Origin of the sequence: Pseudomonas akapageensis, from assembly GCF_011355085.1 — a bacterium.
Taxonomy (GTDB): Bacteria; Pseudomonadota; Gammaproteobacteria; order Pseudomonadales; family Pseudomonadaceae; genus Aquipseudomonas; species Aquipseudomonas akapageensis.
This window is the reverse complement of the sequence record NZ_VXCP01000013.1, coordinates 17,458-31,189: the sequence shown is the minus strand read 5'-3', so window position 1 is coordinate 31,189 and position 13,732 is coordinate 17,458. Positions and strand designations below refer to the sequence as shown.

At 59.4% G+C, this 13,732-nt stretch carries 16 protein-coding genes; 11 read left to right on the top strand and 5 right to left on the bottom strand.

What is annotated here, in order from left to right; all coding sequences use genetic code 11:
* Positions 1-21: 21 nt before the first annotated feature.
* Positions 22-510 (bottom strand): DUF3015 domain-containing protein, encoded by a 489-nt coding sequence (locus F2S13_RS10265; RefSeq protein WP_166360364.1) that lies wholly within the window; start codon positions 508-510, stop codon positions 22-24.
* A 280-nt stretch (positions 511-790) separates the two neighbouring features.
* Between F2S13_RS10265 and F2S13_RS10260 the strand changes: the two genes are divergently transcribed.
* From F2S13_RS10260 to bamJ, 5 genes are all read left to right on the top strand, one after another.
* Positions 791-3,229: a Lon protease family protein gene (locus F2S13_RS10260; protein ID WP_166360363.1), complete on the top strand. Its 2,439-nt coding sequence runs from the start codon at positions 791-793 to the stop codon at positions 3,227-3,229.
* Positions 3,230-3,428: 199 nt separating this feature from the next.
* Complete coding sequence (locus F2S13_RS10255; RefSeq protein ID WP_166360362.1) at positions 3,429-3,767, top strand: PA4575 family protein; 339 nt, start codon at positions 3,429-3,431, stop codon at positions 3,765-3,767.
* A gap of 90 nt (positions 3,768-3,857) precedes the next feature.
* On the top strand, positions 3,858-4,346 hold the full coding sequence (locus tag F2S13_RS10250) for a TIGR00645 family protein (RefSeq protein ID WP_166360361.1): 489 nt from the start codon (positions 3,858-3,860) through the stop codon (positions 4,344-4,346).
* Positions 4,347-4,484: 138 nt separating this feature from the next.
* Positions 4,485-4,805: a DUF6482 family protein gene (locus tag F2S13_RS10245; protein WP_166360360.1), complete on the top strand. Its 321-nt coding sequence runs from the start codon at positions 4,485-4,487 to the stop codon at positions 4,803-4,805.
* A 110-nt stretch (positions 4,806-4,915) separates the two neighbouring features.
* The gene (gene bamJ / locus F2S13_RS10240) at positions 4,916-5,533 is read left to right on the top strand and encodes a BamJ family beta-barrel-assembly machinery protein (RefSeq protein ID WP_166360359.1); all 618 of its coding nucleotides are present in this window, start codon (positions 4,916-4,918) and stop codon (positions 5,531-5,533) included.
* Between the two features lie 132 nt (positions 5,534-5,665).
* On the opposite strand, the gene F2S13_RS10235 is transcribed toward bamJ, so the two are convergent.
* The 3 genes from F2S13_RS10235 to F2S13_RS10225 form a co-directional block, all read right to left on the bottom strand.
* Positions 5,666-5,908: a PA4570 family protein gene (locus F2S13_RS10235; protein WP_166360358.1), complete on the bottom strand. Its 243-nt coding sequence runs from the start codon at positions 5,906-5,908 to the stop codon at positions 5,666-5,668.
* 68 nt (positions 5,909-5,976) lie between these two features.
* Complete coding sequence (locus F2S13_RS10230; RefSeq protein ID WP_166360357.1) at positions 5,977-6,318, bottom strand: zinc ribbon domain-containing protein YjdM; 342 nt, start codon at positions 6,316-6,318, stop codon at positions 5,977-5,979.
* Between the two features lie 104 nt (positions 6,319-6,422).
* The gene (locus tag F2S13_RS10225) at positions 6,423-7,391 is read right to left on the bottom strand and encodes a polyprenyl synthetase family protein (protein WP_166360356.1); all 969 of its coding nucleotides are present in this window, start codon (positions 7,389-7,391) and stop codon (positions 6,423-6,425) included.
* Positions 7,392-7,643: 252 nt separating this feature from the next.
* Between F2S13_RS10225 and rplU the strand changes: the two genes are divergently transcribed.
* The 5 genes from rplU to F2S13_RS10200 all read left to right on the top strand — a co-directional run bounded on the left by rplU (position 7,644) and on the right by F2S13_RS10200 (position 11,465).
* The gene (gene rplU, locus F2S13_RS10220; RefSeq protein ID WP_007950961.1) at positions 7,644-7,958 is read left to right on the top strand and encodes a 50S ribosomal protein L21; all 315 of its coding nucleotides are present in this window, start codon (positions 7,644-7,646) and stop codon (positions 7,956-7,958) included.
* Positions 7,959-7,993: 35 nt separating this feature from the next.
* Entirely contained in the window at positions 7,994-8,251 is a 258-nt protein-coding gene (gene rpmA / locus F2S13_RS10215; protein WP_003228360.1) for a 50S ribosomal protein L27, read from the top strand.
* A 195-nt stretch (positions 8,252-8,446) separates the two neighbouring features.
* Positions 8,447-9,673: an Obg family GTPase CgtA gene (gene cgtA / locus F2S13_RS10210; RefSeq protein WP_166360355.1), complete on the top strand. Its 1,227-nt coding sequence runs from the start codon at positions 8,447-8,449 to the stop codon at positions 9,671-9,673.
* A gap of 187 nt (positions 9,674-9,860) precedes the next feature.
* Positions 9,861-10,979, top strand: a complete 1,119-nt coding sequence (gene proB, locus F2S13_RS10205; protein WP_166360518.1) for a glutamate 5-kinase — start codon at positions 9,861-9,863, stop codon at positions 10,977-10,979.
* A 33-nt stretch (positions 10,980-11,012) separates the two neighbouring features.
* Positions 11,013-11,465 (top strand): CreA family protein, encoded by a 453-nt coding sequence (locus F2S13_RS10200; RefSeq protein ID WP_218583882.1) that lies wholly within the window; start codon positions 11,013-11,015, stop codon positions 11,463-11,465.
* A 194-nt stretch (positions 11,466-11,659) separates the two neighbouring features.
* Here the strand turns inward: F2S13_RS10200 and rpsT are convergent, their stop codons facing one another.
* Positions 11,660-11,938 carry a 30S ribosomal protein S20 gene (gene rpsT / locus F2S13_RS10195; RefSeq protein WP_017123459.1) on the bottom strand — a complete coding sequence of 93 codons (279 nt, stop codon included), beginning with the start codon at positions 11,936-11,938 and terminating at the stop codon, positions 11,660-11,662.
* 252 nt (positions 11,939-12,190) lie between these two features.
* Here rpsT and murJ point away from each other — a divergent pair, with 252 nt between their 5' ends.
* A complete protein-coding gene (gene murJ, locus F2S13_RS10190) occupies positions 12,191-13,729 on the top strand; it encodes a murein biosynthesis integral membrane protein MurJ (RefSeq protein ID WP_166360353.1) in 1,539 nt (512 codons plus the stop codon).
* Positions 13,730-13,732: the final 3 nt, after the last annotated feature.

Below are 13,732 nucleotides of genomic sequence, written 5' to 3'. Positions count from 1 at the left end.
GTAGGGGCGGGCAGCCCGAGATTAAGCCTGGGTCGCATATTTCGCCAGGCGCGGGTCGTTTTTCAGGACTGCCATTGTGTTGCTGTGTACATCGTCAGCGGTCACATCGGCGGTTTTGAAGATTTCCTGGAAGTGTTCATGGGTGACCGCAGCGAAATGGGCACGATCTTCCGGTGCCACGCCGAGCACGACGGCATAGGTGGTCAGCGCTTCGCCCTGGCCCTTGGCCATGTCCTCGGACAGTTCGTTCATCATGCCATTCATGGCGAACCAGGATTTGCCACCATAGGTCAGCGCGGCATTGGTGGCGCAGCCATTGGTGCCGGAGGTCATGCCGAACGTGGCGTTGCCGGAGGTGCCGTTGGTTGTGGATGCAAGGAAGTGAGCCGGGGTGCCACGCTGGCCTTCGAACAGCATGTTGCCCCAACCGCAGTCCGGCCCGCCGGGCGCCTGCGCCATGGCATTGATCGAAACCGCGGTGAACAGAGTACCCAGAAGAATCCGTTTCATAACTTTGCTCTCTTTTGAATGTACAAGCCAAAGGGGTCAGGGTTGATTGGCGCACCCTGCAAAGGTCCACGCCAGAGCGGGTCGGCTATTTATCCAGCCGCGCAGTCTGGAGTTTAGGCACGATCGGCCGGATGCGTTATTAATTGCGAAAGATTGCTTGAAGTTATCGGCTTATACGCATTACCCGACTTGTTGCTGCATTGGCGTATTGCGCCTTGCAAGTGGGGCGTTCGCGGCGCCAGAATGCTTGCATCTGCCCCGCCTGAAGTAAGGATGCCCGATGCCCGATCCTGTCGCTGCCAGCCTGCGTCTTGCGCCTGAAGCGCTGACCCGTCCGTTTTCTGCTGAACAGTTCGCTTTTACCACCACCAATGATCTGGAGCCTTTTCGCGGTGTGCTTGGCCAGGAACGTGCCGTCGAAGCCTTGCAGTTCGGCGTCGCCATGCCACGTCCCGGCTATAACGTATTCGTCATGGGCGAGCCCGGCACGGGCCGCTTCTCCTTCGTCAAACGCTACCTCAAGGCTGAAGGCAAACGCCTGCAGACCCCTTCGGACTGGGTTTACGTCAACAACTACGACGAACCTCGCGAGCCGCGTGCACTGGAGCTGCCACCGGGCAGCGCCGGAGCATTCATCAGCGATATCGGCGGCCTCATCGACAACCTGCTGGCAACCTTTCCGGCAGTGTTCGAGCACCCGTCCTACCAGCAAAAGAAAAGCGCGATCGATCGCGCTTTCAACCAGCGCTATGACCGTGCCCTGGATGTGATCGAGCGGCTGTCGCTGGAAAAGGACGTTGCCCTGTACCGTGACAGCAGCAATATCGCCTTTACCCCCATGAGTGACGGCAAAGCGCTGGATGAAGCCGAGTTTGCGCAACTGCCTGAAGCTGAGCGCGAGCGTTTCCATAACGATATTTCCGAGCTCGAAGAGCGGCTCAACGAAGAATTGGCCAGCCTGCCACAGTGGAAGCGCGAGTCGAGCAACCAGCTGCGCCAGCTCAATGAAGAAACCATCACCCTGGCCTTGCAACCGTTGTTGGCCCCGCTTTCGGAAAAATACGCCGAGAACGCGGCCGTCTGCGCCTACCTGCAAGCCATGCAGGTGAATCTGCTCAGGACCGTGGTCGAGCAGTTCGTCGACGATGCCAAGAGCGACGCCCAGGCGCGCAAGTTGCTCGAAGAGCAGTACGCCCCGAGCCTGGTGGTCGGCCATCATGCCAGCGGCGGCGCACCGGTGGTGTTCGAGCCGCACCCGACCTATGACAACCTGTTCGGCCGCATCGAATACAGCACCGATCAGGGGGCGCTCTACACCACCTACCGGCAGCTGCGCCCAGGCGCTTTCCACCGGGCCAATGGCGGTTTCCTGATCCTGGAAGCCGAAAAGATGCTCAGCGAGCCGTTTGTCTGGGATGCGCTCAAGCGTGCCCTGCAATCGCGCAAGTTGAAAATGGAGTCGCCGCTGGGCGAGTTCGGCCGCCTGGCGACCGTGACCCTGACGCCGCAGATGATCCCGCTGCAGGTCAAGGTGGTCATTATCGGTGCGCGCCAGTTGTACTACGCCCTGCAAGACCACGATCCGGACTTCCAGGAGATGTTCCGGGTGCTGGTGGACTTCGATGAAGACATCCCGATGGTCGACGAAAGCCTCGAGCAGTTCGCACAGTTGCTCACCACGCGCACTTCCGAAGAGGGCATGGCGCCTTTGACGGCCGATGCCGTGGCGCGGCTGGCGACCTACAGCGCGCGCCTGGCCGAGCACCAGGGGCGGCTTTCGGCGCGGATCGGCGATCTGTTCCAGCTGGTCAGCGAGGCAGACTTCATTCGCCACCTGGCCAACGACGAAATGACCGACGCCGGCCATATCGAGCGCGCCCTCAAGGCCAAGGCCACCCGCACCGGGCGGGTCTCGGCGCGGATTCTCGACGACATGCTGGCGGGCATCATCCTGATCGATACCGACGGCGCGGCGGTGGGCAAGTGCAACGGCCTGACGGTACTGGAAGTCGGCGATTCGGCCTTTGGTATTCCGGCGCGGATCTCGGCCACTGTCTATCCGGGCGGGAGCGGCATCGTCGACATCGAGCGTGAGGTCAACCTCGGCCAGCCGATCCACTCCAAGGGGGTGATGATCCTCACCGGGTATCTGGGCAGCCGTTATGCCCAGGAATTCCCGCTGGCGATTTCGGCGAGCATCGCCCTGGAGCAGTCCTACGGCTACGTAGACGGTGACAGCGCTTCGCTCGGCGAGGCCTGCACCTTGATTTCGGCCCTGTCGAAAACGCCGCTCAAGCAGTGCTTCGCCATCACCGGCTCCATCAACCAATTCGGTGAAGTTCAGGCGGTGGGCGGGGTCAACGAGAAAATCGAAGGCTTCTTCCGGCTTTGTGAAGCGCGCGGCCTGACTGGAGAGCAGGGCGCGATCATTCCCCATGCCAACGTCGCCACCCTGATGCTCGACGAGCGTGTCCTGCAGGCCGTGCGTGCCGGGCAGTTCCATGTCTACGCCGTGCGTCAGGCCGATGAAGCCTTGAGCCTGCTGGTCGGCGAGCCTGCCGGTGAGCCGGATGCAGAAGGCCAGTTCCCCGAGGGCAGCGTCAACGCACGGGTTGTCGAGCGCTTGCGGGTCATTGCCGAGATGGTCAGTGAGGAAGAGCTCAAGGAAGCGGAAAAAGAGCATGCGGAGGAGGCGCTGGCCCAGGTCAAGCCTTCCTGAGGCGAAACACGGGTGTCGTTGGTGAGATGACCATTCGGCGCCCGTTCAGGCGGAAAAAAAACTGTCTCGGCCAGTTTTCTTCTATTCTGAGCACTAGGGCGTGTCATCCGTCATGACACGCCCCAGGATCTACAAAGATCATGGGAAGGAAACGGCCTTCTCCAGAAGGCTGAAAACGGTTCCAACGAGGATCGACGCCATGCCGCGCAGCCTCTGTCTCACTCGCCAATGCCTGGGTCTGGTCACCCGCATCGAATGCAGTATTCGCCCCCTTGCCGGTGACAATGGCATGTGGACACTGTTGTTCGCCGCCGGTATGGCCGGTGAGCAACCTTCGGCGATCAAGGCTCAGGGTCCTTTTCATGGGCCTTTCGTGGCCGAATCGGTCCTCAGTGCCATCGTCGACAGCTTGACCCTGCATGGCTATCAGGTCAGCGAAGGCCCGCAGATCTGGTGTCTGCACCTGCAGGCGCAATTGCGCCGTATCAACGGCGAACGCACGCACAGGGTTGGTGATTTTCAGTCCAATCCCGAATAGTCCGTCCGATGTTGTTGATAGATGGGATTTTTCTGTCATGGGTGGCTGGTATACTCGCGCTCGTTTTTTCCGGCCACCTAGTGAGTTTTAATGGAACGCTTTATCGAAAATGCGATGTACGCCTCGCGCTGGATGCTCGCGCCCATCTATTTTGGTTTGTCTTTGGGGCTGCTGGCCCTGGCGTTGAAGTTTTTCCAGGAAATCTTTCACGTCCTCCCCAATATCTTCTCGCTCGCTGAAGCCGATCTGATTCTGGTGCTGCTGTCGCTGATCGATATGGCGCTGGTCGGTGGCCTGCTGGTCATGGTGATGATCTCCGGCTACGAGAACTTCGTATCGCAACTGGACATCGACGAAGGCCAGGAAAAACTCAGCTGGCTGGGCAAGATGGACTCCACCTCGCTGAAAATGAAGGTGGCGGCTTCCATCGTGGCGATTTCCTCGATTCACTTGCTGCGGGTGTTCATGGATGCACGCAACATCGAGCCGCAATATCTGATGTGGTACGTGATCATCCACATGACCTTCGTGATATCGGCCTTCGCCATGGGTTACCTGGACAAGCTGACCAAGCACTGATCGTTCCGTATCAACGCTGCTACACCTGCCGCCCGGCCGTTGCGAAACGGACGGGCGGCTGTGTTTTTGCCTTGTGCTTTGGGCTGGGTTGTACGACAAAGAAAGAGGGGGTCAATCCTTGTACAAGTGAGGTGTTCAATGAACTTCCACGAGTTGACCAGTCATGCCAAGGCCGGACGTATCGACGAGCTGAACCTGATTTCGCTCGAAGGTGGCATATACCTGCTGGAGGCCCGCATGCACGGCGCCGCCCATCCCTTGCACGATGCCCGTGGGCAAGCCCTGCCGTTCCGCTCGGTGGAGCACGCCAGGCAAATGCTGCACACCTTGCCGAACATGGAAATGAATCTGGTGCATTGGTCCGTCCAGGATGAAATGTGTGGGATGAAGGGCATTCCCGAGGAAGATCTGCGCATTCCCCTGGCGGTCCGTTCGAATCGAGCTGGTCGAGTGGGCTGATAAGGCCTGTTTCAGTGTGCTAGGCTGCTTGCCCTTTTGGTTCAGGGCGCTCTTGGACTTGTTATTCCGTCATGGATATTTCAAGAGCGGCCCTACAGCGGAGCAGTCCCATGTCCGAAGTAAATCTGTCCACCGACGAAACCCGCGTCAGCTACGGCATTGGCCGTCAGCTGGGCGACCAGCTGCGTGACAACCCGCCACCAGGCGTCAGCCTGGACGCGATCCTCGCTGGCCTGACCGACGCCTTCAATGGCCAGGCAAGCCGTGTGAGCCAGGAAGACCTGTCTGCCAGCTTCAAGGTTATCCGCGAAATCATGCAAGCCGAAGCCGCAGCCAAGGCTGAAGCCGCTGCTGGTGCCGGCCTGGCATTCCTGGCTGAAAACGCCAAGCGTGAAGGCATCATCACCCTGGCATCGGGCCTGCAATACGAAGTGCTGACCGCAGGCGAGGGCGCCAAGCCATCGCGTGAGGACACCGTTCGCACTCATTACCACGGCACCCTGATCGACGGCACCGTGTTCGACAGCTCCTACGAGCGTGGCCAGCCGGCTGAGTTCCCGGTCGGCGGCGTGATCGCTGGCTGGACCGAAGCCCTGCAACTGATGAACGCCGGCAGCAAATGGCGTCTGTACGTGCCGAGCGAGCTGGCCTACGGCGCGCAAGGCGTGGGCAGCATCCCGCCGCACAGCGTTCTGGTGTTTGACGTCGAGCTGCTGGACGTCTTGTAAGTCGTGTCAGGGCTGAGGGAAGGTCCTTCGGCCCTTATCGCGGGCAAGCCCGCTCCCACAGGGTCAGGTGGTACACATTATCCTGTGGGAGCTGGCTTGCCAGCGATCGACCGCAAAGCGGTCGCAACACCTTCAACGCAACTCCCCAGCCGGCCGCAACGCCCGGGCATAGCAAAACAGAAACAGACTCCGCACCAATTCCTTGAGCACAAGCGGCTCGCTCGAATTCAATCCATTGAAATCCAGCTCTCCCTGTTCGCGCAGCTCAGCCAGCGCTTCTTCTTCCAGCACGGCACAGACCTCGCCGGTTTCACGGTGCAGGATGCGCAAGTAAGGGTGTGGCCGATCCAGCCAGGCGTCGATCAGATAAGTCATGGTCATTCTCCTTGAAAGATCTTCAATGAGAATAATTCTTATTTCTGAAATAGCAAGCGCCGTGTTGATCAGACCTTGCGGACGAACTCGGACTTCAGCTTCATTGGGCCAATGCCATCGATCTTGCAGTCGATGTCGTGGTCGCCGTCGCACAGGCGGATGTTCTTGACCTTGGTGCCGACCTTGACCACCAGCGACGTGCCTTTGACTTTGAGGTCCTTGATCACGGTGATGGTGTCACCGTCCTGCAGCACATTGCCCACCGAATCCTTTTTGACGGTATCGCCTTCAGCGGTATCGGTTTCGCCTGCTGCAGACCATTCGTGGCTGCATTCAGGGCAGATCAGCTGGGTGCCGTCTTCATAGGTGTATTCGGAATTGCATTTGGGGCAGGGAGGCAAAGTGCTCACTAAGGTTCCTCTGGGCGCGAGTGCTTAAATCCTACATTGTATAGGGTTTTGTCGGGGAGAGGGGAGGCCCGGCCCATCGAGCGATGGGCTGGGGGGATCGGCTGTCAGTGAGTGCGGGCGACCGCGAACTCGCTCAACTCGATCAGGGCGTCGCGGTATTCGCTGGCCGGCAGCACGTCCAGGCAGGCGATGGCGCGGGCGACGTAGTCGCGGGCCAGTTTTGCGGTGTAGTCCAGGGCGCCGGCGGCTTCGACGGCGGCGCGGATGCTTTCCAGGTCTTCGATACCGCCTTTCTGAATCGCCTTGCGCACCAGTGCGGCCTGCTCGGCCGTGCCTTCACGCATGGTGTAGATCAGAGGCAGGGTCGGCTTGCCTTCGGCCAGGTCGTCGCCGACGTTCTTGCCCAGGGTTTCGGCGTCGCCGCGATAATCGAGCAGGTCGTCGACCAGCTGGAACGCCGTGCCCAGGTAGTCACCGAAGGTGCGCAGGGCTTCGCTCTGCTGTTCGGAGGCGCCGGCCAGGGCCGCGGCACTGTGGGTCGAGGCCTCGAAAAGCATCGCGGTCTTGCCGCGAATGACTTCCATGTAGGTTTCTTCGGTGGTGCTGGCGTCACGCACCTTGGACAGCTGCAGCACTTCGCCTTCGGCAATGATGCGCGTGGCCTGGGAAAGAATCTTCATGACCGACATCGAGCCCAGTTCGACCATCATCTCGAAGGAGCGCGAGTACAGGAAGTCGCCGACCAGCACGCTCGGGGCGTTGCCCCACATGGCGTTGGCGGTCGAACGGCCACGGCGCATGCCCGACATGTCGACGACGTCGTCATGCAGCAGGGTCGCGGTGTGCAGGAATTCAATGGTGGCGGCGAGCAGGCGCAGGTCATCGCCTTCGCGGCCCAGCGCCTTGCCGCAGAGCAGCACCAGCAGCGGGCGCAGACGTTTGCCTCCGGCCGAGGTAATATAGTCGCCGATTTTCGAGACCAACGGCACGCGCGAAGTCAGCTGTTTCTTGATGATGACGTCAACGGCACTAAAATCGTCCGCCACCGCGCGGTAGAAAGCTTGGGGTTGCATCAGCGACAGGTGCTCCAGAAGGGTTGCGCGGCATGCTAGGTCTCAGGCCAGACCCTGTCAAGGCGATATCCCCGGCAGCTGTTTCGGGACCTTGCAAGCTTTGCTGAGCTTGCGTACAATCGCGCACCCTGAACTTCCTGGGCAGCACCTGCCTTACGCAATTGCATTTGGGTCGTTCCACCCCATGCAGCCATGCCAGCCAATACCTCTTCTTCTAAAGCGCTGGGTGAGCAGGATTATCGGAGAAATACCATGTCTTATGCAGTAATCGTTACTGGCGGCAAGCAATACAAGGTCGCCCCGGGTGAATACCTGAAGATCGAAAAACTGGAAGTCGCCACTGGCGAATCCGTTACCTTTGATCGCGTTCTGTTGGTCGCCAACGGTGACGACGTGAATATCGGTGCTCCAGTCGTTGCTGGCGCTACCGTTGTGGCTGAAGTGATCTCCCAAGGTCGTCACGATAAAGTCCGCATCATCAAGTTCCGTCGCCGTAAGCACCACATGAAGCGTATGGGCCACCGCCAGTGGTACACCGAGATCAAAATCACCGGTATTCAGGCTTAATTTCAGCCTAATTCCTCACTAGGAGAATTGAACTCATGGCACACAAAAAAGCTGGTGGTAGTACCCGTAACGGTCGCGACTCAGAAGCCAAACGCCTTGGCGTGAAGATGTATGGCGGCCAGGTCATCAAGGCCGGCAACATCATCGTGCGTCAGCGCGGCACCCAATTCCACGCTGGCTACGGCGTTGGCATGGGTAAAGATCACACTCTCTTCGCCAAAATCGAAGGCGTGATCAAGTTTGAAGTAAAAGGCGCTTTCGGTCGTCGTTACGTGAGCGTAGTCGCGGCTTAATCGCGAGAACGCTGGAGAAGCCCTGTCTTGCGACGGGGCTTTTTCGTTTGTGGGGTGAGTCTCTTGCAAAGCTGTTTGTATGGGCTGCCGGCGCTGGATTCTACGGTCGTTGATTGGGGCCGCCGCGCTCATTTTTGCAAGAGCCTTATGTCTTGGTGTTTTTTCAGCTCGTCCGTGTGGCGAGAGGCGTTTTTTATGAAGTTTGTAGATGAAGTTTCGATCCGGGTAAAAGCAGGCGACGGCGGCAATGGCTGCATGAGCTTTCGCCGGGAAAAATTCATTGAAAATGGTGGTCCGAACGGCGGTGACGGTGGTGATGGCGGCTCGATCTATATGGTCGCCGACGAAAACCTCAACACCCTGGTCGACTACCGCTATACCCGTCACTTCGATGCCGAGCGCGGCTCCAACGGTGGTAGCACCGACTGCACCGGCAAGAAGGGTGAGGATCTGTTTCTGCGGGTGCCAGTCGGCACCACGGTGATCGACTCGAGTACCCAGGAAGTCATTGGTGACCTGGTCAAGGCCGGGCAGCGCCTGCTGGTAGCCCATGGTGGCTGGCACGGTCTGGGCAACACCCGCTTCAAGTCCAGTACCAACCGTGCGCCGCGTCAGACGACGCCAGGCAAACCGGGTGAGCAGCGCGACCTGAAGCTGGAAATGAAAGTGCTGGCCGACGTTGGTCTGCTGGGTCTGCCGAACGCTGGTAAAAGTACCTTCATTCGTTCGGTTTCCGCAGCCAAGCCGAAAGTGGCCGACTACCCGTTCACCACGCTGGTGCCGAATCTGGGTGTGGTCAGCGTTGACCGCTGGAAAAGCTTCGTCGTTGCTGACATTCCAGGCCTGATCGAAGGTGCTTCGGACGGCGCGGGTCTGGGGATTCGCTTCCTCAAGCACCTGGCGCGTACCCGTCTGCTGCTGCACCTCGTGGATATGGCGCCGATCGACGAAAGCAGCGCTGCCGATGCGGCGGAAGTGATCGTCAACGAGCTGGCCAAGTTCAGCCCGTCGCTGGCCGAGCGTGATCGCTGGCTGGTGCTGAACAAGTGCGACACCCTGCTTGAAGAAGAGCACGAGGCGCGCGTCAAGGAAGTGGTTGATCGCCTTGAGTGGGAGGGCCCGGTCTACGTGATCTCGGCCATCGCCAAGGAAGGGACCGAACGCCTGAGTCGCGACATCATGCGCTACCTGGAAGATCGTGCCGACCGCCTGGCCAGCGATCCCGCCTACGCTGAGGCGCTGTCCGATCTTGATCAGCGCATCGAAGACGAGGCGCGTGCCCAGTTGCAGGCGCTGGACGATCAGCGTGCCTTGCGCCGCAGCGGCGTGAAGAGCGTGCATGACATCGGCGATGACTTCGATTGGGATGAAGAAGACGTTGAAGATGAAGACGGTCCGGAAATCATTTACGTCCGCGACTGATTCATTGCAGTAAACTGAACGCCGCTTTTTCAAGCGGCGTTTTGCTATTTGAGAATTGTGCTTTCTTGTGGGAGCTGGCTTGCCAGCGATGCAGGCGACTCGTATCCGTGTGGGTGTCGTGTCGATGTATTTGCGGTCAGGCCCCAGATCCACAGGGTATCTACAGATCGGCATAGGTTGGAACATGATGCGGAGCAAGGTGACGGGTGCGCAGCGCTGGGTCGTTAAAATCGGCAGCGCCCTGCTGACAGCTGATGGCAAGGGTCTGGATCGCGCCGCAATGGGCGTCTGGGTCGAGCAGATGGTGGCCCTGCATGAGGCGGGGGTCGAACTGGTGCTGGTATCGTCTGGTGCCGTGGCGGCCGGGATGAGTCGTCTGGGTTGGGCCAAGCGACCCAGTGGCATGCACGAGTTGCAGGCGGCAGCCGCCATCGGTCAAATGGGCCTGGTGCAGGCCTGGGAATCGAGCTTTGCCGAGCATGGCCGGCACACGGCGCAGATTCTTCTGACCCATGACGACCTGTCCGACCGCAAGCGCTACCTCAATGCACGCAGTACCTTGCGCACTTTGGTTGAGCTCGGTGTGATCCCGGTGATCAACGAGAACGATACCGTGGTGACCGACGAAATCCGTTTTGGCGACAACGATACCCTGGCAGCCCTGGTGGCCAACCTGGTCGAGGCGGATCTGCTGGTGATCCTGACTGATCGTGACGGCATGTTCGACGCCGATCCGCGCAACAATCCCGATGCCAATCTGATTTACGAAGCCCGTGCCGATGATCCTTCCCTGGATGCAGTCGCCGGTGGTACCGGTGGTGCGCTGGGGCGTGGCGGCATGCAGACCAAACTGCGTGCGGCACGGTTGGCGGCGCGTTCCGGAGCGCACACCATCATCGTCGGCGGGCGTATCGAGCGCGTGCTTGATCGGCTCAAGGCGGGCGAGCGCCTGGGCACCTTGCTGTCGCCCGAGCGCGGCATGCTGGCGGCGCGCAAGCAATGGCTGGCCGGGCATCTGCAGACCCGTGGCACCCTGGTGCTTGATGCGGGCGCAGTGACTGCTTTGCAGGATGGACGCAAGAGCTTGCTGCCGGTTGGCGTGAAGGTCGTACAGGGCAGCTTCCGTCGCGGCGAGATGGTGGTCTGCGTGGCGCCGGATGGTCGCGAAATTGCCCGTGGCCTGGCCAACTACAGTGCGCTTGAGGCGCAAAAGATCATCGGTCAATCCTCCGAGGCGATCGAAGGCTTGCTCGGTTACATGGCTGAACCGGAACTGGTTCACCGTGACAATCTGATTCTGGTCTAAGGCGCCTGGCGCCGAAAGGAGTGTGCAGTGCGAATGATCAAGGGAATGCTGGGCGCATTATTGGCGTTGCCACTGCTGGCATCGGCAGAGGAAATCGGCCAGGTCTCGACGGTGTTCAAGTTCGTCGGCCCGAACGACCGGATCGTGGTCGAGGCGTTCGATGACCCCAAGGTCGAGGGTGTGACCTGTTACCTGTCGCGGGCCAAGACCGGCGGCGTGAAAGGCGGCCTGGGCCTGGCCGAGGACCGCGCCGAGGCCTCCATCGCCTGTCGCCAGGTCGGTCCGATCCGCTTTGCCGATAACCTCAAGGATGGTGAGGAGGTCTTCAAGGAGCGCACCTCGCTGGTATTCAAGACCATGCAGGTGGTGCGTTTCTTCGACAAGAAGCGCAATACGCTGGTGTACCTGGTGTATAGCGATCGGGTGATCGAGGGCAGTCCGCAGAATGCGGTGACGGCGATCCCGATTTTGCCTTGGGCGAAGTAGTAGTATTTGCGGCCTAATCGCTGGCAAGCCGGCTCCCACAGTGGATCTCCGTTGATTCACAATTTTGTGAACGACATCTAATCCTGTGGGAGCTGGCTTGCCAGCGATGAATGCGACGCGGTGTCTCTGCACGGCGCAAATCACAGGCAATAAAAAACCGACCCTAGGGTCGGTTTTTCATCAAAGCGTATCGCTTAGGCTGCAGCAGCAAGGTTCAGAGCCTTGATGTGGCCATTCAGACGGCCTTTATGGCGAGCGGCTTTGTTCTTGTGGATGATGCCTTTATCGGCCATACGGTCGATAACAGGAACAGCCAGGACGTAAGCAGCTTGCGCTTTTGCGGCGTCTTTTGCGTCGATGGCCTTAACTACGTTTTTGATGTAGGTACGGACCATGGAACGCAGGCTGGCGTTGTGGCTGCGACGCTTCTCAGCCTGTTTTGCACGTTTTTTGGCGGAAGGTGAGTTGGCCACCGTCGAGCTCCTCGAAAGACTTGGTAAATAGCAAACAAAATAGGCCGCGAATCATGCCGATGAGTTGATCTGTTGTCAAGGGCGGTTGAGACGTTCCGCTGAGTGGTCAATCTCACCCGGGAAGTGATTCCCTTCTGACGCATGACCTGTAAACTCGCGAGTTTTGGCTCTGTCTGCAGTTGCGGCGCGGAGTATCGCACACATGGGCGCCTTCCGGGTCTGCTCTTTATCTACAGGCGCAAAATTCTTTCGATGAACCTTCTCAAGTCTTTGGCCGCGGTCAGCTCCATCACCATGATTTCGCGGGTTCTGGGGTTTGTGCGCGACACCATCATTGCGCGCATTTTCGGTGCTGGAATGGCGACGGACGCCTTCTTCATCGCCTTCAAGCTGCCGAACCTTTTACGGCGCATCTTTGCTGAAGGGGCGTTTTCCCAGGCGTTCGTGCCGATTCTGGCCGAGTACAAGCACCAGCAAGGCGAGGAGGCGACGCGCACCTTCGTGGCTTATATCGCCGGTCTGCTCACGCTGGCGTTGGCGCTGGTCACGGCAATCGGGATGTTGGCGGCGCCCTGGGTGATCTGGGTAACCGCTCCAGGATTTGTCGACAGCCCGGAAAAATTCCAACTGACCACTGACCTGCTGCGGGTAACGTTCCCTTATATCCTGCTGATTTCGCTGTCATCCCTGGCCGGCGCGATCCTCAATACCTGGAACCGCTTTTCAGTACCGGCTTTCGTGCCGACGTTGCTCAACGTCGCGATGATTTTCTTTGCCGTATTTCTTACGCCGTACTTCAATCCACCGGTCATGGTGCTGGGCTGGGCGGTGTTGGCCGGCGGTTTGCTGCAACTGTTGTATCAACTGCCGCACCTGAAGAAGATCGGCATGCTGGTGATGCCGCGCCTGAATTTGCACGACACCGGGGTCTGGCGCGTACTCAAGCAGATGCTGCCGGCCATACTCGGGGTGTCGGTGAGTCAGATTTCCCTGATCATCAACACCATCTTTGCCTCGTTCCTGGTCGCCGGTTCCGTTTCCTGGATGTACTACGCCGACCGCCTCATGGAATTGCCGTCGGGCGTGCTCGGTGTGGCGCTGGGCACCATCCTGCTGCCAACCCTGGCCAAGACCTATGCCAACAAGGATCGTCATGAATATTCGCGGATCCTCGACTGGGGGCTGCGCCTGTGCTTCGTGCTGGTGTTGCCATGCTCACTGGCACTGGGAATTCTCTCCGAGCCGCTGACGGTCGCGCTGTTCCAGTACGGCAAGTTCAGCGCCTTCGATGCGGCCATGACCCAGCGGGCCTTGATCGCCTACTCGGTGGGGCTGCTCGGCATTATCATGATCAAGGTGCTGGCGCCTGGTTTTTACGCCCAGCAAAACATCCGCACGCCGGTGAAAATCGCGATTTTCACCCTGGTTGCCACGCAATTGCTCAATCTGGCATTCATTGGTCATCTGAAGCATGCCGGTCTGGCCCTGGCCATCAGTGTCGGTGCCTGCCTCAATGCCGGGCTTCTTTACTGGAAGTTGCGCCAACAGGATTTGTTCCAGCCTCAACCGGGTTGGCCGATGTTCCTGGTCAAACTGGTGGTGGCCGTGCTGGTGATGTCGGCCGTGCTGGTAGGCGTCATGCAGCTGATGCCGGCCTGGGAGCATGGAGCGATGCTTGAGCGCTTCCTGCGCCTGGGCGTGGTGATCGTTGCCGGCGTGATAGCTTATTTTGGGACATTGCTGGTTTTGGGCTTTCGCCTGCGCGATTTTGCCCGAAAAACGCTGCACTGAGGC

What these genes read in the sequence shown, in the direction of transcription:
- F2S13_RS10265 (WP_166360364.1), bottom strand. Translation starts at nt 510, where the DNA reads ATGAAACGGATTCTTCTGGGTACTCTGTTCACCGCGGTTTCGATCAAT.
- F2S13_RS10260 (WP_166360363.1), top strand. Translation starts at nt 791, where the DNA reads ATGCCCGATCCTGTCGCTGCCAGCCTGCGTCTTGCGCCTGAAGCGCTG.
- F2S13_RS10255 (WP_166360362.1), top strand. Translation starts at nt 3,429, where the DNA reads ATGCCGCGCAGCCTCTGTCTCACTCGCCAATGCCTGGGTCTGGTCACC.
- F2S13_RS10250 (WP_166360361.1), top strand. Translation starts at nt 3,858, where the DNA reads ATGGAACGCTTTATCGAAAATGCGATGTACGCCTCGCGCTGGATGCTC.
- F2S13_RS10245 (WP_166360360.1), top strand. Translation starts at nt 4,485, where the DNA reads ATGAACTTCCACGAGTTGACCAGTCATGCCAAGGCCGGACGTATCGAC.
- bamJ (WP_166360359.1), top strand. Translation starts at nt 4,916, where the DNA reads ATGTCCGAAGTAAATCTGTCCACCGACGAAACCCGCGTCAGCTACGGC.
- F2S13_RS10235 (WP_166360358.1), bottom strand. Translation starts at nt 5,908, where the DNA reads ATGACTTATCTGATCGACGCCTGGCTGGATCGGCCACACCCTTACTTG.
- F2S13_RS10225 (WP_166360356.1), bottom strand. Translation starts at nt 7,391, where the DNA reads ATGCAACCCCAAGCTTTCTACCGCGCGGTGGCGGACGATTTTAGTGCC.
- rplU (WP_007950961.1), top strand. Translation starts at nt 7,644, where the DNA reads ATGTCTTATGCAGTAATCGTTACTGGCGGCAAGCAATACAAGGTCGCC.
- rpmA (WP_003228360.1), top strand. Translation starts at nt 7,994, where the DNA reads ATGGCACACAAAAAAGCTGGTGGTAGTACCCGTAACGGTCGCGACTCA.
- cgtA (WP_166360355.1), top strand. Translation starts at nt 8,447, where the DNA reads ATGAAGTTTGTAGATGAAGTTTCGATCCGGGTAAAAGCAGGCGACGGC.
- proB (WP_166360518.1), top strand. Translation starts at nt 9,861, where the DNA reads ATGCGGAGCAAGGTGACGGGTGCGCAGCGCTGGGTCGTTAAAATCGGC.
- F2S13_RS10200 (WP_218583882.1), top strand. Translation starts at nt 11,013, where the DNA reads ATGATCAAGGGAATGCTGGGCGCATTATTGGCGTTGCCACTGCTGGCA.
- murJ (WP_166360353.1), top strand. Translation starts at nt 12,191, where the DNA reads ATGAACCTTCTCAAGTCTTTGGCCGCGGTCAGCTCCATCACCATGATT.